The sequence below is a fragment of the Paenibacillus xylanexedens genome (assembly GCF_007680605.1).
Taxonomy (GTDB): domain Bacteria; phylum Bacillota; class Bacilli; order Paenibacillales; family Paenibacillaceae; genus Paenibacillus; species Paenibacillus xylanexedens_B.
In genome coordinates this window covers 84,094-108,091 of the sequence record NZ_VEIO01000004.1, presented here as the reverse complement: position 1 = coordinate 108,091, position 23,998 = coordinate 84,094, and the positions used below count along the sequence as shown (strand labels likewise).

Here is a 23,998-nt window from a genome sequence, read left to right as displayed (position 1 = left end):
CGTATCTAAACACGCTTTTACGCAAGCCTTCTCTCACTATTACACAGGAAGTAGATGAATTCAAGCAGATAGAGGGATATCATCTCTAAACGGATTGTAAACATAATTTGATCCATAAATAAAAAATATCTTTGTTGCACTTCCTTTTTCCGACTTTATATTACAAATATCGACAAAATATGTGATTGATTTAATAGATTACAAAATCTATTATTAAGTGGTCACAGAATCGTTTGTATAAATGTGGCAGTAAAAGTCGAACTAGGAGGAATTTTGCTTGAGAAGTTTAAAGAAAGTATTTTTATTGTTATTAACACTTTCTGTTCTACTCGGGAACTTTGAAGCTTCAATTGGTTTTGCGGCTTCAGGAAGTGATGGTGGGGACACCTCGAATCCAGTATCTCCAGAACAACAGCAAGCCAGTGACATAACGAAAAATGTCGAAGAAACGCCCGTTTCACCTGATGGGAATGAAAGTGATCTAACGAATGAAGGAACATCACCTGCAGAGGAACAAGAAGGAGAAGCGGTTAAGCAAGAAGAACCATTGCCTGAAGAAAAGCCTGTACAAGTCGAGATTCCAAGAAATGATGTAAGCGAAATTATAAATAATATTAGCAGTTTTGAAAATGTACATAAGAGTAACAAGCCACGAACCAAATTTTTGGTTCGTCTGAAAAAGGAATTCTCGGTTCAACTTCCTTCACCAATTGAAGGTGTTGGTCAGGATATGCTAAATCAGAAAAGCATGAGAACTCAAAGTATAGTACCAGAAGTACAGCCTAGCTTAGATCAGGATTTAGAGAACAAGCTTGATCTGTATAATGTAAAAAGTTTAGAAAGTGTGAATGCCCTATCCATGGATTTAAATAGTGAAGAGGTTAATCTTCTCTTGTCTGATCCTAAGATAGAGTCGATCGAAGAAGACAAACCTATCGAAATTGCTACCGATCAAGTCACAGAAGTAGAGGATAAATCAGTAAAAGAGAGCGCACAAACGATTCCGTGGGGGATTCATTCCACTGGCGCGTACATACTCCAGTCCAAAAAAGGAACGGGCGATCATGTTGTAAAGGTAGCTGTATTTGATACAGGAATTGCCGAACATCCGGATCTCAATATTGCCGGAGGTGTTAGTTTTGATGAGTCATCAACCAGCTACACGGATGATAAAGGACATGGTACACATATAGCAGGTACAATTGCGGCGATCGACAATGGAATCGGCGTAGTGGGTGTCTCCCCGTCCACAGAAGTGTATGCAGTTAAAGTCATGGATGGTGCGGGCAATGGTTATACAAGTTCGGTCATTCAGGGCATAGAGTGGGCGATCGATAATAACATTAAGATCATCAATATGAGTTTTGTTGCATCGCAATACAGCGATGCGTTACATGAAGAGATTTTGCGAGCAAAAGAAGCAGGAATCATTATTGTAGCAGCAGCAGGTAATAGCGGCTTAGGAGAAGATACAATTAAGTACCCAGCCAAATACCCTGAAGTTGTTGCAGTTGGTGCAGTGGACTATTCCCATCACCGAGCAGATTTTTCTAGCACAGGTAATGAATTGGATCTGGTTGCACCTGGATTCGGAATTATTAGTACAACGATGGATGGTTCATACGGAGTTTCCTCAGGAACCTCAAATGCTGCGGCACACGTAACCGGGGCGGCAGCGCTGATATGGAGCCATAATCCTTCATTGTCTAGTGAAGAAGTTATTCAGAAAATGTATGACACGGCTACACCTCTGGAAGATGCTCATGAAACTGGCCGTGGACTTCTTAATGTGGCTAAAGCAGCAGGTGTTATTGAAGGTTCAATTGCACCGCTCTCAGAGGAAAACTTATCGGGTTTGAACACGGTGATTCCGGTTGAGCCTGAAGGAGAGATTTCTACAGCTTCATACGATCTAAAGAATAACGGAGCTACGATTGAACCTGGACAGTCCGTGACCGTATCACTTAAATTGGAAGGCGACCAGACTGGCAGCAATCCACACCGACAAATCATTGTTGAGGTGACGGCAGCTTCTAACCCGAATAGTATCATTGCAACACAAACAATAACTAATCCAAGTTTGAATGTGGATATACCGTATACTTGGCGCACAACTTCTTCGACGCCAACAGGAACGTATTATATCAAGTATCGATATCCAAATGTGAGTTCCGGAAGATTCGATGACACATTTATCATTAATGTTGCACAACAAGGGCCTGGACAAGACACCTATGAACCTAACAATACAATTCTTACTGCCAAAGGTGTAAATCCGGGAAATAGTTATATTTCATATATTTCATCAAGTAGTGATATCGATTATTACAAACTGACGCCCGATAAAGACGGAGAAATCTCCATTACGCTAGATATCCCTTCTTCTGTAGATTATGAGATGGATATCTATAATGAATCGGGGATTCAGGTCGGTGAATCTTCTAACGGAACGGGTATAGCTGAACGTATTGATTTTGAGGTCTCAGCCAGCAAGTCTTATTACATTAAAATTACGGGGTTCAGTGGTCAATTTAGCACTTCGCCTTACACATTGACACTGAGTAATATCACGACCCAGGCCTATAGGGCACCTACAGGGCTTGAGGCAGTACCTAGTGCGACAAGTATTAAGCTTTCTTGGGATAGTATGCCGAATGTTACATCATATGTCGTAAGACTGGACGGAAGAGAAGTCGGAACAGTTAATGCGAGTCCATACACTTTCAGTAGTCTTGAGCCGTTGAAGGCATATAAACTTGAAGTTGCCGCAGTTTATGCGGGAGGTAAAAGTTCTTTTTCATCCATTCAGTCATCAACAACGATTCCTGAACTATTTGTTTCAAGACCAGAAGATATTAATCAGCCTGCGGGCAGAGATCAACTATACAGTTTTACACCAGCGACAACAGGGGTATATCGTATCCGTACCAGTGCATACCAAGGATCGGGCCCTGAAGTTGACACGGAGTTGTCGATCTATTCCAGCCTTCAACTTACGAAGCAAATGGCTTCTAATGATGATGCCAATGACTCGGTATTTTCAGAGATTACCATTAGTCTTATTGGTGGACAAACCTATTATGTGAAAGTAAATGGCTTTGATACAACTCCGTTACGAGCAAGGATAACAGCAGATGTTGTTAGTTCAAGTATCCCTTATATTTATCTGAACCAATCTCAGGATATCAATGAACAAGTAGGTAACAGCAACGTGTATGTGTTTGTTCCTGCAACCAACGGTAAATTTAGAATTGCTACAAGCAAATACAATGGTAATGCAAATTCCAAAATCAATGACACAGAACTAAATGTTTTCTCGGATGCAGATATGCTGACTCCGATTACGAATGGATACAATGATGACAAGGGAGACTCCGTATACTCTGAAGTCATTGTTAATCTCAGTGCGGGTACACCGTATTACATCCGAGTGAACGAAGCGAACAAAAGAAAGGTATTTGCCAGACTCCAGGTTACTGCTGCTGGGCAAACCGGGTTCGATTCTTTGAAACTTGGTGAAGCAACAAGTCTGTCCAGACCGAGTGGTGAGGAAGCATACCTTCAGTTTACGCCGTCCACAACGGGCAAATATCGCTTCTTCACATCATATTATCCGGGCAGTAATGAAGTGAATGATACACATCTTGCATTATATGGTGATCCAGAAATGGAACGACTCTTGGATTCCAACGATGATGTGAAAGGATACAGGCCTTATGGAGATTTATTTTCCAAACTGGAAGTGAATCTGAATGCAGGCACTACCTATTACTTGGCTGTGAGCAGCTTTGGTTCCGCACAAGGATTACGTGCGCAACTTACTGTAGAGAGTATGGCACATAATACAAGAGAAACAGCGCAGGTTGTTCCATTTGGTGAAGTGATCACCCAGGATCAATCTGGCAATGCCTTGTCCATTTCTTCTCTTTATGATGTGGATTACTACAAAATTGTGTTGAGTAATCCTCAGCAGCTAAGTATTGTACTGTCCGAAGGTGAAGGCATTCTGGAGGACGAGAGTGGCTTTACTCTGAGTATCTCCAATTCCGAGTCCATGCAAGTCGTGGATCTGTATGCTGGAACATACTACCTTAAGGTAACGTCTGGACAATTCAGAAACAACTTTAAGCCATATATCTATGATTTGGCTGTTGATATGAACAGAGTGGAGTACCAGAACTGGCCTGTAGAAGATGAAGAAGAAGAACTTGTAACGATGATGCGCGCAATGGCTAAGACGAGTGCCAGAGCCAGAAATGATGAGTGGTTAGATGCAACTCCGGGAGCAAAAGATAACTCAGCTACGATATATTATCGTGTGAAAACCCCAAATCAAAAACTGTATTTTGAAGTTAGAACAAAAAGTGATGCTCAACTTGTTTATGCCGACTTTAAAGAAGGTAATTTCAAAAAAGGTCAGGAAGTTCCAATCGTTTGGAATGGTCAAGTAGTAACATTTAACAAGGATAAAGCACTTTTTTCAAGATATGCAAAAATTAAAGGGAAAGATACGTATTGGGCCAAAGATGGGTCATACGATATCCTTATTTACAGATACAATGATAAGGATCGAAGCCGCAAAGAGACACAGATGGCAACGGTTGTTGTCTCTAATGATCCTTTGCTCAAATTAAATAGAGTTCCTCTTCCTCCAAGGAAATATGAAATTAGTAAGAAGCTTATCAAGGCTGGAGAGGAGGATCTATGTACCGAATGTAAAGTTTATTTCAATCGGTATGTTTATAAACCGACAATCAGTCATAATGACCTCCAATATACTACCTGGTTTTCTAAAATATATGGAAAAACAGGTTTGCAACAATTCTGGGAAGGGTCAGCAAAACTTGTGCTGTGTAAAGATCTTAAAGGATCAGAATTAGTACATTGCGTTATCGAAAATGTTGGAATGATTCCTATATTGGGCGAACCATTTGATGGGATTAATGGAGTAATATATCTATTGGAAGGCAATGTAGCCGATGCGCTGTGGTCCGCAGGAGCAATTATTCCAATTGCAGGTAACGGATTTACAGCTTTCAAGAAAAGTAAATCATTGTATGGAATTAAAAAATTCTGTGGTTGCTTACCGGCAGGGACTTTGATCAAGACTCAAGATGGTGATAAGCCAATAGAAGATATTAAAGTTGGAGATCTTGTTCTTGCAAAGGATACTGACCGCGGGATACAGTCTTATAAACCTGTAGAAGCGCTGTATAATACTGTCTCAGAGGGAGTGTACACACTTCAAGTAGATGGAACAGATATCAGAACGACAGGCAATCACCCTTTCTGGGTTCATACTAAAGGATGGACAGATGCTGAGGCATTAAAAGTTGGAGACCAGCTTGAGCTTGAAGACGGAAAATTCAAGTCAATAACATCAATCGCATACAGCGACGAGACTATTGAAGTCTATAATTTTACCGTTACTGATTACCATAATTATTATATATCTGATTTAGGCATTTTAACCCATAACCTTATGGATCAGTGTCAGATCAAAAATTATAAGGGTAAAGTAACTAAGGAGAAATTGACAGGTCGAAAAGCCGGAGCTCCGAGCCTCATACTTCAAGCTGAACTTGAGAAAGCAACTGGTATGAAGAAGCCTAAAAATTGGGCTGCACATCATATATTCCCGGAAGGAGATTCTAGGTTTGAATCTTCAAGAAAATTAATGGAAATATTGAAAAAACATGAAATAGATGCCAACTCTTCCGTCAATGGCGTATTTTTACCCAGAGAAAAAGATATGTCGACCACGCTTATCGATGGTCAAACTATGGCTACTCATAATGGTTCACATGCAGAGTCATATTACAAAATTCTATTTGATCTAGTTGAACCTGTTAAGGATAATGAGGCTAAAGTTATAGAAACGATTGAGTATGTACGTGAAGAATTACTCGAAGGAAGATTACGATTAGCAAATCTAGATAACTGAGGTGGATAAATAAACATGAAAATCTACAGATTTAAGCATGATTTAAAAGCTAAAGTCTTAGCTTCAGTCGAAGATGACCGACATCCAATTAATAGTGATTTTCATGGTGAATCCAAGATAAATGAGTGGACTGTGGTAAATCTAGAGACCCTTAAAGAAAGAAGGTACATTGATTTTCCTGATTATCACATTGGTAAGCCGGTGGTTTCAAAAAGGGTCAAAGAAAAGATGGAAGAAGAAGGGATACTAGCAAGTGAAGTAGAGTTTTTACCTATAACCAATAATGATACTGAATTGTTTTTGATGAATGTTACTAAAATATTGGAATGTGTTGACTATAGCCGTTCTGATATTGGGAGATTTAAAGACGGATCATGGGCACGTTTTAACAAGCTTGTATTCGATCCTTCCAAAATACCTCATGGAACGTGTATGTTTAAGATTAAAGAAACTCCAGGTGTACAGGTTTTTGTTACTGAAAAGTTTAAACAGTGGGTTGAGGAACATAAATTCAAAGGGCTTAATTTCTCCCAAGTGTATGACGCTGACTTTACAGAGGAAATGGAAGCGGAACAGCAACGATTATATGATGCTGCGCTTGAAGAGATTGGACGCAACAAAGGACAAGAATATTCCTATGAAGAAGCTCGTGAGCTAGTAGATCAGGGCGAAGCTATGGCTAGCGGTCCGTGGAAGATGCAATTGAACAAGCATGGACAATTCGTGCAGGGTGAGTTGCTGAAAGATCTGTCCTATCAATGGATGATCCCAGCGTATATCCCACCAGTGTTATTGTTAAAGTCCTGGCATAAAGTTAAGAAATCAGAAATTTAATTTGTTTTGGAGGATGAACATGAGAGGCTTGAGACGTAATATTGCTGCAATAACAGCAATGGCATTACTTATATCCTTGCTCTCTCCCCTTTTCGGGGGAGTAAGCACTGTATTCGCGGCAGATGTTCCAGGAGCACCGATTACAACACATGTGATCAAGGGAAATAAGAGCAACAGCGGCATTTATTATGGTGCAGTAGAGATGGAGTTGGTTGCTCAAAATACAGGTTCGGGTGTTTCTCTAACAAGATATAGTTTAAATGATGGTGCTTCTTGGTCTACGTATACACAACCTGTTGTGTTTTCGGATAAGAAAGTTTATAACATCGTTTATCAATCAATTAGTAACAATAACCGAACAGAAACGCCCAAAGAATTAAGGTTCACCATTAAGAAAGATACAAATCCGCCTGAGACTTCAGTACAAGTCACGGGGACGCAAGGACAGAACTCCTATTACATAAGTCCGGTTACACTAACCCTTCAGAGTACAGACACACAATCTTCCGTTGATTACACGGAATATAGCTTGGATGGCGGAATGACTTGGATGAGATACACCTCTCCAATTCCAGCTACCGAAGAGCAGAGTACGATATATTATCGTTCACGTGATCTGGATGGCAATGTAGAGAAAATGAAAAAAAGTAAGATTAGTATTGATACAACTGCACCGACTCCGCCCTTATTTAATTACAAACCTGATGAGTGGAGTAATACTACGTTCCTCGTTACTATGTATCATGGTACCGATGAACAAAGTGGAATTATGAAATCTCAGTATCGGCTGGATCAAGGAGGGGCTTGGACCGATTACACCGTTCCTTTTAATGTAAGTGGTGATAAGTTCAGAACAGTCTACGTCCGGTCTGTTGATAATGCAGGTAACCTAAGTGAATTAGATGAATTTACATTGCAATTTGATAAAACACCGCCATCTGCACCTAAAATTCTTTTGCAGTATGAAGACTGGAGAAGTCACGAAATCTACATATCAATCGATGAAGGCACCGATGAAGATAGCAAAGTGAAAGGGTACGAGTATCGAATTGGTTCTAGTACAGAATGGATGGAATATATTAGTTCATTCCCGGTAGAACAAGAGGGAAACACCAAGGTTTATGCTCGAACGGTGGATAAAGCGGGCAATGTAAGTGCCACGGTGGAGGCCAACGTGAAGATTGACCTTACGCCGCCTTCACCTCCTGAAAAGCTTTATAAAGTAAGCCAACTCGGATCGAATGCTGTCATTCGCTGGTCACCTGCGCAAGACGCGTTGTCAGGCATAAAAGGATATGAAGTTTACAATGGTGACACTCTTGTAGGTGAGACTACGGATACTAAATTTACGATTACCAATCTTACGCTGAACGAAATGCAATCGATCTCCGTTGTAGCGATAGATCAAGCTGAGAATTCTTCAGTAAAAAGCAAACCGCTTGTGTTCTTTACTAATAACTTGGCAATATCTGCGTATCGAGATCATACTTTTGCCTGGAACCAACAGGGACAAGTTTGGGGTTGGGGGCTTAACAGCAACTACCAGTTAGGCGACGGAACTACAGCGAATCGTACAAGTGCTACGAGAATAACAAGCCTGGATGGTTTCTCTATGATCTCAACGGGCCTAAAACAAAATATAGGATTGCGTTCAGATGGAACCGTATGGACTTGGGGGACTAATGATTATACCAATCAACGTCTAACGCTTACTCAAGTACCTGGTCTGGAGAAAGTAGTATCTATTTCTGCTGGTCTTCAACATTACATGGCACTTAAGGAAGATGGAACCGTATGGACCTGGGGAGATAATGGTTTGGGTCAACTCGGATCGGGTAGCAAGTTGCCATACAACAGCCTTGAACCCATTCAGGTTGCAGGTTTACAAGGTGTTGTGGCTATCAACGGAAGTTACTACAACAGCATGGCATTAAAAGATGACGGAACCGTATGGATCTGGGGGAATGGAAATCGAGCAATCGGTTACCAATCTTCAACAAGTACCATTCACTACTCACCAATTCAGATCGCGGGATTATCTAATATTGTTCAAATTGATATGACCTATCTGCATGGACTGGCTCTCCGCGACGATGGAACTGTATGGAGCTGGGGCTTTAATGATTCGGGTCAGTTAGGTCTGGGAGATTATATCGACCATCCAACTCCAACACAAGTACCTAACTTGAATAACGTTAATAAAATTACAGCGGGATACTCGCATAGTATGGCCTTGACCAATAGTGGAGACATATGGTCATGGGGAAATAACTACTATGGAGAAGTAGGGGATGCTTCAGCTATTCAAAAGCGTCCGAATCCAGTAAAAGCTGCACACTTAAAAGGAGCTACAGATATCGAAGCTGGTGAGATGTACAGCTATGCTCTGAAGAAAAATGGTTCTGTTTGGTCATGGGGGAATAATACTTATGGTCAATTAGGGAATGGAACAACGACTTCACAACCTACACGTGTTCTGGTGGGCGGGTTCAGTTACCCAGTAGATAAAGATGCTCCATCTGCACCAGCACAACTTAGAGTCGCGGGCAAGACTTCCGCAACAGCGGTGTTATATTGGGAAGAATCGGAAGATAATCATGCAGTGAAGGAATATCTGGTATATTCCGGGGCGACCCTATTCAGTACGTTGCCTGTAGATGGTAAATCATTAGAGTCCATTATTAATTACACTGCCAGTGGTCTAGCGCCGGGACAGACATATACCTTTACAGTTAAAGCAAAAGACTATCAAGGTAATGTTTCAGAAGCAAGTAATAGTGTAACTGTGACTACGGAACAATCGTATACAAAGGAAATGTCAGGAGGTCAAAATCACTCACTGGTATTAAAAACAGATGGTTCTGTCTGGGCATGGGGATCTGATCAATGGGGACAATTAGGATCTGATAAGGTCTATTCAACTAAAACACCGACTCAGGTGTCCAACCTGTCTTCAATTACAGCCATTACATCGGGTCCGGATTATAACTTAGCTCTTAAAAGTGATGGAACAGTCTGGGCGTGGGGGAGCAACCAATCCGGGCAATTGGCCAATACCAATGCAATTATGTCAGATGTCCCTAAGAAAATCGAAGGCATAGACTCGGTTATAGCTATTGATGCAGGAACAACCCATGCTTTGGCATTAAAACGAGATGGAACGGTTTGGTCATGGGGAAGTAATTTCTATGGGGAACTGGGAATAGGGAATAACACAAGCCAGTATGCTCCAACTAAAATTTCTTCATTAACAGGGGTTAAGTCAATTAGTGCAGGTGCGTTTTACAGTTTTGTAATTAAAACAGATGGCACGATCTGGTCATGGGGGGCTAACAGTAGAGGTCAACTTGCTAACGGTACAGAAGTTAACAAGAATGTACCAACCAGAGTCACAGCTCTATCTGGTGTAGAAAGTATATCCCTGGCTTATTATCATGGACTTGCATTAAAACAGGATGGTACAGTATGGGCATGGGGATATAACAATAATGGTCAATTAGGTGACGGAACCTATACATCCCGGTCTACACCAGTTAGAATTAACAGTTTGTCTGGAATAAGTCAGATAGCAACAGGTAATTTCTACAGTTTGGCTAGAACCTCAAATGCAGTATACAGCTGGGGTCAAAATAGCTATGGAGAATTGGGTAACGGGGGGCGATCGGGAAGTAATTCCCCGAATCAAGTCGTTTCTATTACTTCTGTACAGAACATAGCGGCCGGAGTTTTCCATGGTATGGCTCTATCAAATAATAACTTATTGACATGGGGATATAACCAGGATGGACAGCTAGGTAACGGTACAACGACGAATTCGTATGTTCCCGTTAACGTTTTGGGAATGTCTACTGCAAAGGCGAGCACGGCTTCTAAATCAGCTGCAACATCCAAAACGCAATCTTTGAACATGGAGATAAATAAACCAGAATTACCGACCGAAGTCATTTTGACTGATTTTATAGCTCCTACACCTCCCGAAAATGTAAAAGTAACTCGAAGCGGCGGAGAGCTTGAATTAGGTTGGTCTCCATCAAAAGATGATGTGGGTGTAAAAGAATATTGGATATATATAAACGATGAGTTGATATCAAAGACAGCTTCTCATGCGAACGTAAAAGTTCAAGGTCTAACGGATAGTCTCGTCAATATTACAATCAGAGCAGTCGATGAGGCGGGTAATGTTTCGATCTCTAGTACTCCTGTAACACCTTAATTATTTGAATTTTCGGAAAGTCTCCCGGGCTATTAACGCTTGGGAGACTTTCCAGTATAATGACAACAACGCAAACGGTAAATTATAAACTCAGAATTCGATGGAAAGAAATTCTAACAGGGGAAGGGATGAACGAATGAACGAGGTGAAAATTGAACATGCACCTCCGGCTGCGGTTGAATATTTGGCACTGCGGCAGATTGCGGGGCTGAGTCCGATGAGCCGGGAGGGGGCTGAGATAGGGCTGCCTCGCAGTTTATTTGCGGTGTGTTTGCGAGAAGCCGATGTTCTCATCGGGATGGGACGTGTCATTGGGGATGGTGGTTGTTTTTTTCAAGTGGTCGATATTGCAGTGCATCCTGATCTCCAGGGGAAGGGTTATGGGAAACTGATCATGATCGAAATTATGAACTATTTGCGTGAAGCTGTGCCTGCGCGGGGGTTGGTCAGTCTGCTGGCGGATGTGCCTGCGGATCGCCTGTATGCTCAATTCGGTTTTGAATATACGAGCCCGAAATCGGAAGGCATGTGGTGGAGGCAGGGGGAATAAAGTTTGAACCGGAACCCACGAACACGGCAAATGTAAAAAAATAACGATCATAAACCTTTGGGAAACCAAAGGTTTTTTGCTTTACATCCATATTTTTACATGATATTGTAAAATAAATACAAATTACGATATACGAATTACATTTTAAAATTTGTATCCTGAATCTCAAAATTCCTATCTCGAATTCAATGTCAACTACGTACTACAAAGCTACCGTATAGTCGTTCATGACTTATGCCGGCAATTCACAACGAGAATGGAGGAAATATGTTGAACAAAAATCAAAAAATACAGTTCAATCAAATGGTCGAACGATCGATGGAGCAGGCTACCAAAAATCTTTCAGGCATCAAGGGAGTGGTTTCCGTTCGATTAAGTCAGGAAGAGATCGTTGTGATCGACCAAATGGTATTTCTGGAACTCGCCAAAAACCGCTCGGATGCAACGGCAATGCTGATTAGGGAAGGGATTCGCACGCACCAGACGCTGTTTCACGAGATGCAGGAGTACACAGCTGAACTGGAACAAGTCAAAGCCAAAATGCAGCGAAGAATCCAGGAGTCAGGCTTGGTAACACGATTGAAACAGACGGATGATCATATTGATATTCCATTTGGAGGCGATGGAAATGAACCAGGAAACAACAAATAAAACGAATAAAACTGGCGAAGACGGCTACCTTGCGGTGTTACGATTACCATCCTTTACCGTGTTGCTTGTGGGCAGGCTTGTCTCCGGCGCAGGGCAGATTTTATTTTCCATGGCCACGATGTGGTACATCTTGCAGTTAACTGAATCCGCACTTGCTGCGGCATTAATTCCGATGCTCCCCTATTTGATCTATGCCTTTCTGGGTATCCCGCTTGCCACGATCAGTGACCGCCTGCCAAAGAAACAATTGTTGATCTGGACTGACATATGGAGAGCGGTTATTGCCTGTATCTTAGCGATTCTATTTCTGACGGGTAGCATGCTTCCGTGGCATATCTATGCGGCCAATCTGCTCATTGCGATTCTCGGTTTCATGTTCAACCCTGCCACTCAGACGGTCATTCCGGCGATTCTGCCCAAACCGGCAGAGCAACTCGCTCCAGCCAATGCCCTATTGAACTCTTCCTCCAAAACGATAGAACTGCTCGGTTATGCCTTAGGGGGGATTTTAATTGCCTTCGTCTCCGTACAATCCATCCTATTCATCTATGCGCTTACTTTTCTGTTATCCGCACTTGCTATTGCCTTCATTCGTATCCCTGTGACCAAAGTGGTCAAACAAAAAGGATTTTCAGGTTTTGTCAGAGACAGCATGCAGGGGATTACCTTTTTATTTTCGAACAAAGTTCTGGCTTGCTGTATTATCTTTGGTGCCATTATCAATTTTGCAGGAGCCCCGCTACATATCTTCACGCCGATTTTTGCCAATATGGTGCTGGAAGCCGGTCCACAGGGATATGGGTTGCTTCAATCTGCATTTGCCGCTGGCAGTATCGTTGGTTCTTTGCTTAGTGGAAAATATGCCAAACGTCTGTCGCTGGCCCACTGGTTTCTAATCAGTTATCTGATCTCGGGCGCAAGCTTGCTGTTGATGCCGCTGTATCCTAACTTGTACTTTGCCATTGTCTGCTCTTTTCTGTTAATGGCGGGACTTGCTATTGTGAATGTACCGCTAGTTACTTCCATTCTGTTATCTACACCGGAAGAAAAAAGAGGACGTGTCATGAATAGTATGGGAGTACTTATGAGTGGTGTTAGTAACCCGCTCGGTTTGTTACTTGGAGGATGGTTAATTGAAGCCTACAGTCCATCCTGGGTGTACATGGGAATCGGCATGTTTGTTATTTTTATGGGCACGGCAAGTTTGTTCGTCAGACCTTTTCGGGAAGATCGAGCAGGACATACCTTACACAGGAAATCGTCAATTTCGTCTGAAATTTGATGTTAGATCTGCCCTTTTTTCAACCGAAAAACAAAGGTTATGACAGGTATTACAACTATATATGGATTTAACAAATAATTTTTGTAAAAAAATTCAATTAAAAAGAAGGAATTTAAAATTTTATGTAGAAATTGGTTTATAAGAGGGGGAGACAAATGGGAGGTAATTTATCATGGAAAACAAGGAAATTTTATCTGTACAGGATTTGATGGCTCTGGAGGTTGAAGAGGATAACAACATGTTCGAGGAAACTAGCTTGTGTACAGTGTGTAGCTGGACAAGCTCACAAACGATCGTTGTAGAGGCTTAGAACTCTTCATCGTCTCGAACCACTGAATGATTCTTAAGATAAGTCTTTGATTTCGTATTACTAAACTAAAATAATTGTACCTCCCCCTCTTATCTACTTCATAAAGGAGTGATTCTCATTGAAATCAGCAAGCCTGACTGAAAAGAAGGACGCGTATGAGAACGCTTTGCAACATATAATCCGGGATCTACCCGAATCCATCCAATGGTCGAATGACGGCCATTGGATTTGTTTTAAACCGGACCGATTAACGCTTCCCGCACAGGGTTGGAAGATTCATTTATCGGTTATCCCTGTGGAGGGTGCTGAACTGTTGCGCCGAATTACACCGATCCTGACAATGCATGGTGTAATGTGGAAAGTCGTAAACAGCGGGCTGAAGTTAATTGAAACATCCAACGGTTCGACACCGTTGCCTCAGACCGGAAAGTGTGTGACCATCTACGCACGCAGTGATGAGCAGTTTATGCAATTGCTTGAGGAGATGTATGCTTGTACGGGTGATCTAAAAGGCCCAGAAATCCCTACAGATCGGGCTTACCGGGGAAGTTCATGTGTATTTTATCGCTATGGAGCCTTTGTAGATCGGTTCTACTATGATCGTTACTCTGGGGCAAAAGTATATGCCATCCAGAACCCGGAAGGCAGACTGGAGGAAGACCGAAGAATTCCAGGCAGATACAAGCCCGAGTGGGTAGATGAGCCGGAAGAGCTGGTGAGCATACAGGCCGGGTGGAAGGAAGAAAATGAGGCAATAAACAATTCGCATAATTCCAGTAACAATGAGTTCGGAATACGTAAAATCCGTGTGAAACGGGTGCTCAAAAAATCGGGCAAAGGAGGCGTATTTCTAGTCTCCACGTCCCGGCATGAGCAAGCCGTGATGAAAGAAGCGGTTCATCTCATGCGTGTGGATGGCACCCGACGTTCAGCCCATGATTATCTGGATAACGAGTATCATGTGCTTGATCTGATGAAGGATACGGGGTATACTCCGAGGCCGATCGAACTGTTCAGTGCTGAACGGAATCGATATCTGATTCTGGAATACTTCGAGAGCATCAGCTTGCGCGAGTACATCCATCGCAGGCATGTAGTTGCTGACGACAATCAGGCAGAACTTTACCGAATCGGCTCCGATATTCTGGATATTGTACAACAGTTTCATGATAGAGGAATTGTCATCAATGATCTCACGCCTAACAACATTGTGATCTTGCTTGACGGAAGCGTACGGTTGATTGATCTGGAGTTAGCCTATGTGAGAGATAGCAAAAGTCAGGTGAAACCATTAACAGGGCACACGCCTGGTTATGTACTTCGAGGAAGAGAGCACAGTCAGCGATCGGAATACTCCGATGATCTCTACGCGCTGGGAGCCGTTTATTATTACATGGCAACCTCCATGGACCCTTATTTGAAATACAGACAGTCTCATCTGTCTGCTGGACAAGCCTATTTGGACAATCTCTATGATAGACAGCTTCTTGGGCTGGGGAGTCTGGGGATCGAGATCATGTCTGGACGATATAATGATTTATCTGAAATACGTGAACAGCTAATACGTATGTGTGAGCAAGAGAAGGGCGATTTAACAGGGAGCCGGCAACCTTCGCGTACGAATGAAGCAGACATGAAGGCAGAAGAAGTACTTCATCAAGCCGAGCTTATGGCTAACAAGTTGGTTCAATCCCTCGAATTGAATAATGCTCATCAACTTTATCCGGAAAATAGCTTGAGCAAAATGTTCCACCCGGCCAATTTCAACTTTGGATGGACGGGCATGGCCTACGGTTTTCATCAACTTGGTCAGGTTACGCAGAACAGACAGTATCATCAGTATGCACGTGAAGTATTGGAGTGGATATTGAATCATACGCCTTATGTTCCCGGAGAAACGCCAGAGGGCCTGTATTTCGGTTATGGGGCTGTTCCTTGGGCACTGGCACAGACAGCGGATGCGCTGGATGATAAACCGTTACTTCGCATTGCTGAAAATCTTGCCTTGGAGATGACGAGGCATGACCCGGTTCAAACCAATATCAGTCATGGAGCGGCAGGTTTAGGATTAATGCTGATGGAGGTACATCATCTTGGAGGTTGTTCCGAACTTTTGACAAGGGCTGATGAACTCGGCGAAATGATTTTGCAGCAGGAAAAGCGAACAGAAGACGGGCTGAGCATGTGGGAAGTGAAGGACAAGTCGGATAAAAAAAGCCACCACTCGTATGGGTTTTCGCATGGCATTGCAGGGATCGGTTATTTCTTGCTTGCCTTAGCGAAGCAAACGGGGAAGGGCGAGTATTATTCGGCGGTGAAGCGCATTGTGGGCACGCTGGAACGTACAAGTCACGAAGGAAAGAATGGGGTGAGGTTATGGCCTGCTTCTCCCGAAAAGCCGGACGCTCTCTGGGTTCATTGGTGTAATGGTTCAGCGGGTATAGGACGGTTTTTACTGACTGCAGCCGAGGTTCTGCGAGATCCGGCGTGTTACAGACTCGGTCAGCAGGCCGCAGATGCGGTCGCCCGGTCAACCATTTTTGCTTCTTTCAGCCAGTGCCACGGGATCGCGGGTAACGGGGACTTTTTGATCATGGCGAATCGCATTTTCCCTGGCAGATATGAAGCCAAATTGAAAGAGTATACACAGCGTCTATACGTGCTTCGCAGTGATGTGCAGAAAGACTTTTGGATGTGGCCACTGGAGGATATGGAGTCATTTTCACCAGATTATATGACAGGATACATGGGGATTTACTCTTTTCTGCTTCGTCGATTTTATCCTACGGTTTCTTTTGAACCCATGGTATATTCAGGTTTCGACAAGACCAGGGAGGTACAGGTATATGATGCAAACATCCATAGCTGATATCCTGCCGCAATGTCAGCATGAACCCGGCAAGGTCGGGGGTCGATACTATGCCAGTGAGCCTGGGAAAAGAGAAACGATCTCTTCCATGCTGTTGATAGATCATGGGGAAGGTCAATATATGATGGATTTATGGAGTGAAGCTTCATCTCATGCATATTGGGAAGGACAGATCACATCCTTATTGGACAAATTGTCCTGCTCTTCTATATATGTAACTGCACCTGCCTCGTTTCCATGGGAAAGACTCGGGTATAAGGCAGATGTGCTCGCCCATCGATATCGCTTTTACGGTGATCTGAAGCACATTTCTGTTCCGGTTATGCCGGATTCGAACGGAAAGTGGTTGCCTGCAGAAGGGCAAGAGGAAGTTATGGCTCATTTGCTTCAAAGCAGTGATCCAACATGCCCCGGAATCCAGGCTGCTCGCAAGGCAGTGGATGATATCTATGAAGGGATGTACGGACGTTTACTGGACGGATCGGGACTGGTGGAGCTGGAAGGCGCAAAGATCGGAGGCTGTCTGTTAAGCGATGAGTTCGATAGCATCCTTCTGTCACATATATTCACCATGCCTGCGGCAAAACGCAAGGGCTGGGCACGGTGGCTTGTTGCTTATGCTCTCCATCAGTGCAGTTCCGACCCGGAAAAGCAGATCAAGGCTTCTCTTGATGCAAACAATCAAGGCAGCTATCGCTTGATGAGTGCATTGCCTTTACAGCAGGTGCCTGAACTTATACATGTATGCCGGATCAGGAGGGAGAGCGAGAGATTATGAAACCTGTGAGGCTGGAAAGTACGGACTATCATGACCTGAGAAGTACATGGTTTCGTGCGAGCCACGAACCAGGGTTATTTGTGGTTGAAGGACGTTCGGATATTGTGCAACAAGAGTTACGCAAGTTAAGTATGCATTGGCAGGATCAGGCGATTCGCCTTGTGCTTGATGATGCGTATCACACGTTGCCATTCATTTATCAGTTGAACCCGGTTCACCCGATTGATGATCTGGTGGCGTGCAAAAATGCGTTACTCCGATTCCATCGAGCCGGCTGGGCACCGGGGCCACGGAAATGGATCCTGGTTGAGGTGGTCTCCGGTCTGCATCCTGCAGATCTTGGAGCCATACATCACCTGCTCTATCGTCAAAAACTAAAGGACGTAAGCGTATTGTTGTTTTTTCATCAATATCCCGTGAGCGTTAATCTTCCCCAACATGTATCGAGGCTAGCTATTTCTCTGGTGAGAGATATACCGGAACAGACCCGGCGTTTGTTGAATGAACAGCTGCGAATAGCTGGCAGGCACGATAAAGCACAACACAAAGCGTTGGCTCTTTACAACAGGCTGGCCTGGGTTTTGTTGTGCAAATCGGATAATCGACAGCGGTACAAGGCTTGTTTTCGCTTTTTTAGTCAAAACTCCATATTCCAACAATTATCGTCAGCGCAGCAGGCTATTCTGTGGTTTGAACTGGGTCAGCTATTAACCAAAAACGGGGATGATTATGCCGCGGCAAGAAAATGTTACGCCCAAGCTCGGGCCGTTCTGGAGCATGAGGAATTGAACGAAGTCTATCGCATTGGAAAGGAAGCTGCCTTAGATAACGGTGAAGCATTGATTGAGATGCAGGAAGGTCATATCTCACGTGCCATTGAACTGGAGAAGCGGGCAGGGATGCGTATTCGCGAGCTTCCTCCAGGACCGGACCGACATGTTTTTCAGATTCAAACGGCTCTGAACATTGCAGGGCTGCAGATCCGGGCAGGGCTTTTCATGGATGCGGAAACGACTCTACTAGCTGCCGAGAAACTCTGTACAGGTGCGTACTCGGGTTGGCTGGGACATATACTTCAATTAAAAATGTCAGTTTATCAGCAACTCGGTGAGCAAGAGTTAGAATACAAGATGTTGATTCAGGTGCTTAGGATGAAGACAGGTTCAATTCCTTCCAAATTGCTGCAACGTTCAATTGAATTGGCTGGAGTGCTGATCCAGCAAGGTGAAGAGGAACGTGCTTCGGAGGTGTATCGTCTTCTGATCGCGGGATTGCCAGCAACCCATCTGAAGCAAATCCGTTTGATCCGGCAAGCGCTAAGTGGTTTGGGAACAGAGAGTCCTGTAGCAGCGGCCACACAGCAGCAGCTTACGCTCAAGCTGGAACTACAGCTCGATACCTGGGAGCAGTTCAAGCATTGGCATGAGGGGAGGGAATCGGGTTGGGCAATCCATTCCTGAACCGAATGAGTCTGAACCGGGAGCGGACAAGCATGGTCTTGTGTTATGACGACCAAACATGTGAATGGTGTGAGCTTGACGATGCTGGCGATGTTCAAGGTGTGCATTGTTTTTCCGGTCATTGGACAGAACGGGGCCAGACTGTACAGCATGTTCAATTCATCGGAACAGACCAAGTGGCGGCAATCACCCGGAAGAAGACGGAGAGATGGATTCATGTATTCCAGAAAGAGCGGGAGCACATAAGGCTGATTCAAACACTCTCTCTAAAATTACCGTTTCCGGTGATGCAGATGGCCTGGCAAGATGGGCAACTCCTGTTACTTTTTGCCGTTCGACACCGTTCAGGGCTTGTGCAGATTGGGCTGTATGATCCCGTACAAGAAAAAGCCGAGTGGGTTACTCCAGAACTGGATAACCCGCAATTTGTGTTCTGGGCCAAGCCTGAGCGAGAGATTGGTGTTAATGTGGGCGGGGTTGGCAGTGTATATTTTTACGGGAAAGATACCGGATCATCTCGGGAAATTCCTTATCAGGAGTATGCATATCCGGTAATGGACAAGCAGGGTGATCGGATTGCTGTCTGCATTCCGCTAGAAGATGGTTTCTGTCCTGGCTGGATGAGCGTTCAGGAGCATGTTGTTCAATGTAATCCGGAGCACAGTGAGCCGTTCTCCGAGTTGATTCGTATGCAGCTGGATGTGGATCGACAGCATATCTTATGCGAGGGAATAATGCGTGGGAAGTGGCGATATGTTCAGTACAAGCTGGATGGAGAAAAAACATTTGAGCTGTGTGATTATCCGGGAACGTTAACACAAGCCGTATACAGCAGGGACAAGCAGAACCTCATTGGGAAATTCGAGTCTATTACGACTGCCCCGGTGCCCGCCAGGTGTAGGATATCTGAGCCGTTTGGGGATATCACTCCACTTGCAGTCAGGTATGGAGATGTGTCTGTAAGTAATCTTGTTAAGTGGCCAGAGACTAAGTACAAACACTTGCGTTACGGGGATGTGTCCATTCCTTATATGGATATCCATTCAGAAGGTGAAGAACAGGCAGTCATCTATCTGCACGGTGGGCCACATAATTGCCTTCTGGACAGTTACAGTCCGGTTATTGCACGTTTATGTGAGACTGGAGCGAGGGTGATTGGGCTGAATTATCCAGGCAGTTCAGGATTCGGTCCGGATTACAAGCAACGTATTCAGAATGATTGGGGCGGTGTGGATGCAGATGTTATTCGGATTATTCGGGAGCAGGTCTTGGGTTCCTATTCGGCCGTTTCACTGTACGGCGTCAGTTATGGGGCTTATTTAGCGCTGTTAGCAGCAGGTAGAACTCCGGAATTGTGGTGCGCCGTCGTGGCTTGTGCACCGTTTACGGATTTGAACAGCTTGTATGCCGGTGGTGGGGCGAAGCTAAGATCGTTTTTGCAGATGGAAATCGGAGGATTGTTACAGGATGAATCCGCACTGCGGAAGAGAAGCCCGTTAACCTATTCGTCTGCTCTGTGTAACGTGGATTTACAGCTTGTTCACGGCCGGAATGATCAGCTCTGCCCGGTGGAACAGACGGAGCGTTTATATCAGGAGATATTGAAGCAGAAGGAGCCTGTTAAGGCGGCCGATAGGCGACTTGAGTTGCATATCATTGATGATCTGCAGCATGAGGTGTATGCAGAGCGAATCTGGGCGGCGAAGGCGGTTCATTTTCTAACCCGAAACAGGGTAACTCAGCGAGGGTAAGATGATCAAAATAAAATGTGGAAGCCGCCCGTGCGGCTTTTTTGGCGTACATGGAACTATTTTAAATGAGAGAAGAGGGGCAAAGAATGGATGGATAGCGGAGGGAATTGGAGAAGGAATTAGAGCACAGATCTGATTTGGAGAATGGGTTGAAACCTGGAAGAACATTTTTATGAAGAGATCTACAATGTGTGAATAAAATAGAAACGCTCGGCTGAGGTGCTGGTAGCGCTAATGAAGTTTCGAGTTTACAAGTAGGTCTATCCGGTTTAAGATGGCGTGAGCCGTTTAAGGTATATAACAACAGGATTAAGTATTAAAATAACGGTATAGCTGATTAGATGACATCGGCAGAAAAGAGGGATTCCGATATGAAAGTAGCGATTTTTGGAGCGACCGGAGCGATTGGTAAGACGATTTTGTGGGAATTGATGGATCGTGGGCATGAAGTGACCGCGGTGGTGCGTGATCCGTCCAAGGTAGAGATGGTGCATGAGCGCTTGCGTGTGGAGCAGGGGGACGTGCTTAACCCGGATCAGGTTGCTGATTTTGCAGCGGGACAAGAAGCGGTAGTGAGTGCGTACGGGCCGAAGTTCGGCGAACAAGAGGAACTGCTGGAAGTCACGCGTTCACTGATTGAAGGCGTGCGCCGCGCAAACGCTGGACGTCTGGTTGTTGTTGGAGGGGCAGGCAGTCTGATGACCGATTCAGGCGAGATGCTGATGAATACACCCGGATTCCCCGAGGAAATCAAACCTCTTGCGCAGGCTCATGCGGATGCTTATGGACTTCTGGAAGAATCGAATATTCACTGGACGTATATGAGTCCGGCAGCAACGATTACTACAGGGCGGAGGACAGGTCAGTTCCGGATTGGCATGAACCGTGTCATTACAGATGATCTGGGTGAAAGCAGCATCTCTGTGGGGGATTTTGCCGCAGCTTTGGTAGATGAACTCGATGATCCGCAGTTTGTTCAAGCGCGGTTTACGGTAGGGTACTAACTGAGGATAAATAGGTAAACGGGATAATTATAGAAGATGCAAGAGATAAGACAGGGTAAGCTCTTTGCGCAAAGTGAGTATGATGGTGCATTGCTAACCGGCAGGACACTGTAATGGGACAAACCATGAGTGAGCGGAGAACCGATGAGACATGAATGGAAGGTAAACTCATAAGCCCTGTATGATCAGAAAACGAGTGACACACCATTGATCGGGAAGCTAATGGCAATGTAAAACTTATGAGAATGGAAGACCCATATGTGTGATGCTCTAGCAGTGCTATTCATAACGCGACCGGGGAGGGATAAGTGTTGTTTATCGTAACCGCTGATCAGATGCGGGCTGTGGACGAGTATACGATTCAGCAGCTTGGCATTCCTGCGGCCAGTCTGATGGAGAATGCAGGCAGAGCTATCGCCGAGGAAGTTATCAAGCTGTGCCGGGAAGGACAAGAGGATGGTAGTCGGGAGGGTCGTGGCTGGGGTGAAGGCGGTCATGCGAAAGGTGATGAAGCACGGCACAGAAACATCGGTGAAGTTAGGGGTGGCTGGCCTGATTGCGGCCAGCGGAGAGAGGCGGCGTGGCGGGCGCATACCGGGCCCGGCGACCGCGTAGGTTGCGGGGGCGACATCATCGCCGATCCGGCGCTGGTGATGGCGCATCCCGGTGATCAGCATTGGTACATGCTGATCGGGAAGGGCAATAATGGCGGCGACGGGCTGGTTGCGGCGCGCCATTTGGTTGAAGCGGGGCTGGGCGTGACGTTAGTCTACGCCGATGCCCCGGAGGCACTGCGGGGCGAAGCCGCAGTGCAACGGGATGCCGCCGCGAAGCTCGGCATCCCTGCCGTTGTCCACGGGCGCGAAGCCGTGGACTTTAGCCGGTGCACGGGCATCGTCGATGCGCTGCTGGGCACCGGCTCGCGGGGGGCGCCGCGCGGAGCATACGCGGCGCTGATTCGCGCGGCGAACGACAGCGGTAAGCCAGTCGTATCCGCCGATGTGCCAAGCGGACTGGACGCCGACACCGGTGAGGCGTACGAGCCGTGCATTGAAGCCCGGGTAACTGTATGCCTTGCGCTGCTTAAGCGTGGTCTGGTACAGTACCCGGGCGCTTCTGCCGCGGGGCGCATCGTCGTGCGTGCCATCGGCATTCCCGCGCTCCTTGCGCCAGAGCATGGCCCCTCGGTCCGTCTGTTGACGGACGAGGTACTTCGGGGTGCGCTACGCGTAGACACAGGCCGTCGCCGGGCACCGGACGGCCATAAGGGCACCTACGGCCATGTATTGCTGGCCGCTGGAAGCATGCCGATGAGCGGCGCTGGCCTGCTCTCGGCCAAAGCCGCGCTGCGCGCTGGTTGCGGGCTCGCCACATGGGCGCTACCCGCGGCACTGTTGCCGCATGTCATCGGCACCGTGCCCGAGCTCATGCTCGCTGCTGCAGCCGATGGCGCCAGCGGCGAATGGAATGCGGCTTCCGCCGCAGCGGTGCTGCGCCTTGCGGAGAGCCGCGACGTGCTTGCGACCGGCCCGGGCCTTGGTCGCTTTCAAGGCGACACCGACTGGCTGCGCCGTCTGTGGCAACAGACGGATTGCCCGCTCGTCATCGACGCGGACGCCCTCAACATGCTGGCAGATGCAGGCCCGGATGGGCCACGCACCTGGGGCCAGCGCAGTGCGGCGACCATACTGACGCCGCACCCTGGCGAGATGGGCCGACTGCTACGCATGTCAACCCCCGAAGTGCAGCGTGACCGAATTGCACACGCTGCACAGTACGCCCGCGAGCAGGGCGTGACCCTTGTGCTCAAAGGAGCACGAACGGTCATCGCAACGCCTTCCGGCGAGGCGTACATCAACACCACCGGCCACGCCGGCATGGCAACGGGCGGCGCAGGAGACGTGTTGACCGGCATCATCGCCGGTCTGCTCGCCCAAGGGCTAGACGCGGAGCAAGCCGCCGCGTTCGGTGTATACCTGCATGGACAGGCCGCCGAACGGGCAACATTGCGGCGAGGTGATCCTTCCTCCCTGCTGGCAGGAGATATTATCGATGCACTGTAGAGATATGTTCAATCCAGCGTGCAAGATCATACGGAAGCCATAACCTTTAAATACGTACCACATGAAAGTATAAACCTATCAAAAAGGAGCCCGCCATCATCTCGATGGGCTCCTTTTTGATATGAAGTGAATTTATAAATGATAGACAATCCATATATCGTTGTTATATTGGGAGCATCGAGCCACCAATCCGAAAACCTTGCTACAGTATCAACCTGACTCATCAACCCAACCATCGCACATTCCGTCAACCTGACTCATCAACCCAACCATCGCACATTCCGTCAAC

The 23,998-nt window shown here is 45.7% G+C and carries 13 protein-coding genes; all 13 read left to right on the top strand.

Features of this window, described 5'->3' with window-relative positions:
- Window positions 1-277 precede the first annotated feature (277 nt).
- Window positions 278-5,944: a S8 family serine peptidase gene (locus tag FS818_RS19860; RefSeq protein WP_145333991.1), complete on the top strand. Its 5,667-nt coding sequence runs from the start codon at window positions 278-280 to the stop codon at window positions 5,942-5,944.
- A 15-nt stretch (window positions 5,945-5,959) separates the two neighbouring features.
- Window positions 5,960-6,778, top strand: a complete 819-nt coding sequence (locus FS818_RS19855; protein ID WP_145333989.1) for an imm11 family protein — start codon at window positions 5,960-5,962, stop codon at window positions 6,776-6,778.
- A 58-nt stretch (window positions 6,779-6,836) separates the two neighbouring features.
- Window positions 6,837-10,991 (top strand): RCC1 domain-containing protein, encoded by a 4,155-nt coding sequence (locus FS818_RS19850; protein ID WP_186375556.1) that lies wholly within the window; start codon window positions 6,837-6,839, stop codon window positions 10,989-10,991.
- 136 nt (window positions 10,992-11,127) lie between these two features.
- Window positions 11,128-11,541, top strand: a complete 414-nt coding sequence (locus FS818_RS19845; RefSeq protein WP_145333985.1) for a GNAT family N-acetyltransferase — start codon at window positions 11,128-11,130, stop codon at window positions 11,539-11,541.
- A 270-nt stretch (window positions 11,542-11,811) separates the two neighbouring features.
- On the top strand, window positions 11,812-12,192 hold the full coding sequence (locus tag FS818_RS19840) for a ribbon-helix-helix domain-containing protein (protein ID WP_145333983.1): 381 nt from the start codon (window positions 11,812-11,814) through the stop codon (window positions 12,190-12,192).
- Window positions 12,170-13,474, top strand: a complete 1,305-nt coding sequence (locus tag FS818_RS19835) for an MFS transporter (protein ID WP_186331795.1) — start codon at window positions 12,170-12,172, stop codon at window positions 13,472-13,474. The genes FS818_RS19840 and FS818_RS19835 overlap by 23 nt, the downstream gene beginning before the upstream one ends.
- Window positions 13,475-13,646: 172 nt before the next feature.
- Window positions 13,647-13,784 carry a hypothetical protein gene (locus FS818_RS28940; RefSeq protein ID WP_161556981.1) on the top strand — a complete coding sequence of 46 codons (138 nt, stop codon included), beginning with the start codon at window positions 13,647-13,649 and terminating at the stop codon, window positions 13,782-13,784.
- A 118-nt stretch (window positions 13,785-13,902) separates the two neighbouring features.
- Window positions 13,903-16,653 (top strand): lanthionine synthetase LanC family protein, encoded by a 2,751-nt coding sequence (locus FS818_RS19830; protein WP_145333979.1) that lies wholly within the window; start codon window positions 13,903-13,905, stop codon window positions 16,651-16,653.
- Entirely contained in the window at window positions 16,631-17,431 is an 801-nt protein-coding gene (locus FS818_RS19825; protein WP_145333977.1) for a GNAT family protein, read from the top strand. Before FS818_RS19830 ends, FS818_RS19825 begins: the two co-directional genes overlap by 23 nt.
- On the top strand, window positions 17,398-18,891 hold the full coding sequence (locus FS818_RS19820; protein ID WP_222128831.1) for a hypothetical protein: 1,494 nt from the start codon (window positions 17,398-17,400) through the stop codon (window positions 18,889-18,891). The genes FS818_RS19825 and FS818_RS19820 overlap by 34 nt, the downstream gene beginning before the upstream one ends.
- A complete protein-coding gene (locus FS818_RS19815; protein ID WP_145333974.1) occupies window positions 18,873-20,642 on the top strand; it encodes an alpha/beta hydrolase family protein in 1,770 nt (589 codons plus the stop codon). Before FS818_RS19820 ends, FS818_RS19815 begins: the two co-directional genes overlap by 19 nt.
- A gap of 371 nt (window positions 20,643-21,013) precedes the next feature.
- The gene (locus tag FS818_RS19810; protein ID WP_145333972.1) at window positions 21,014-21,646 is read left to right on the top strand and encodes an NAD(P)-dependent oxidoreductase; all 633 of its coding nucleotides are present in this window, start codon (window positions 21,014-21,016) and stop codon (window positions 21,644-21,646) included.
- Window positions 21,647-21,957: 311 nt separating this feature from the next.
- Window positions 21,958-23,709, top strand: a complete 1,752-nt coding sequence (locus FS818_RS19805) for an NAD(P)H-hydrate dehydratase (RefSeq protein WP_186375555.1) — start codon at window positions 21,958-21,960, stop codon at window positions 23,707-23,709.
- The last annotated feature ends 289 nt before the right edge of the window (window positions 23,710-23,998 follow it).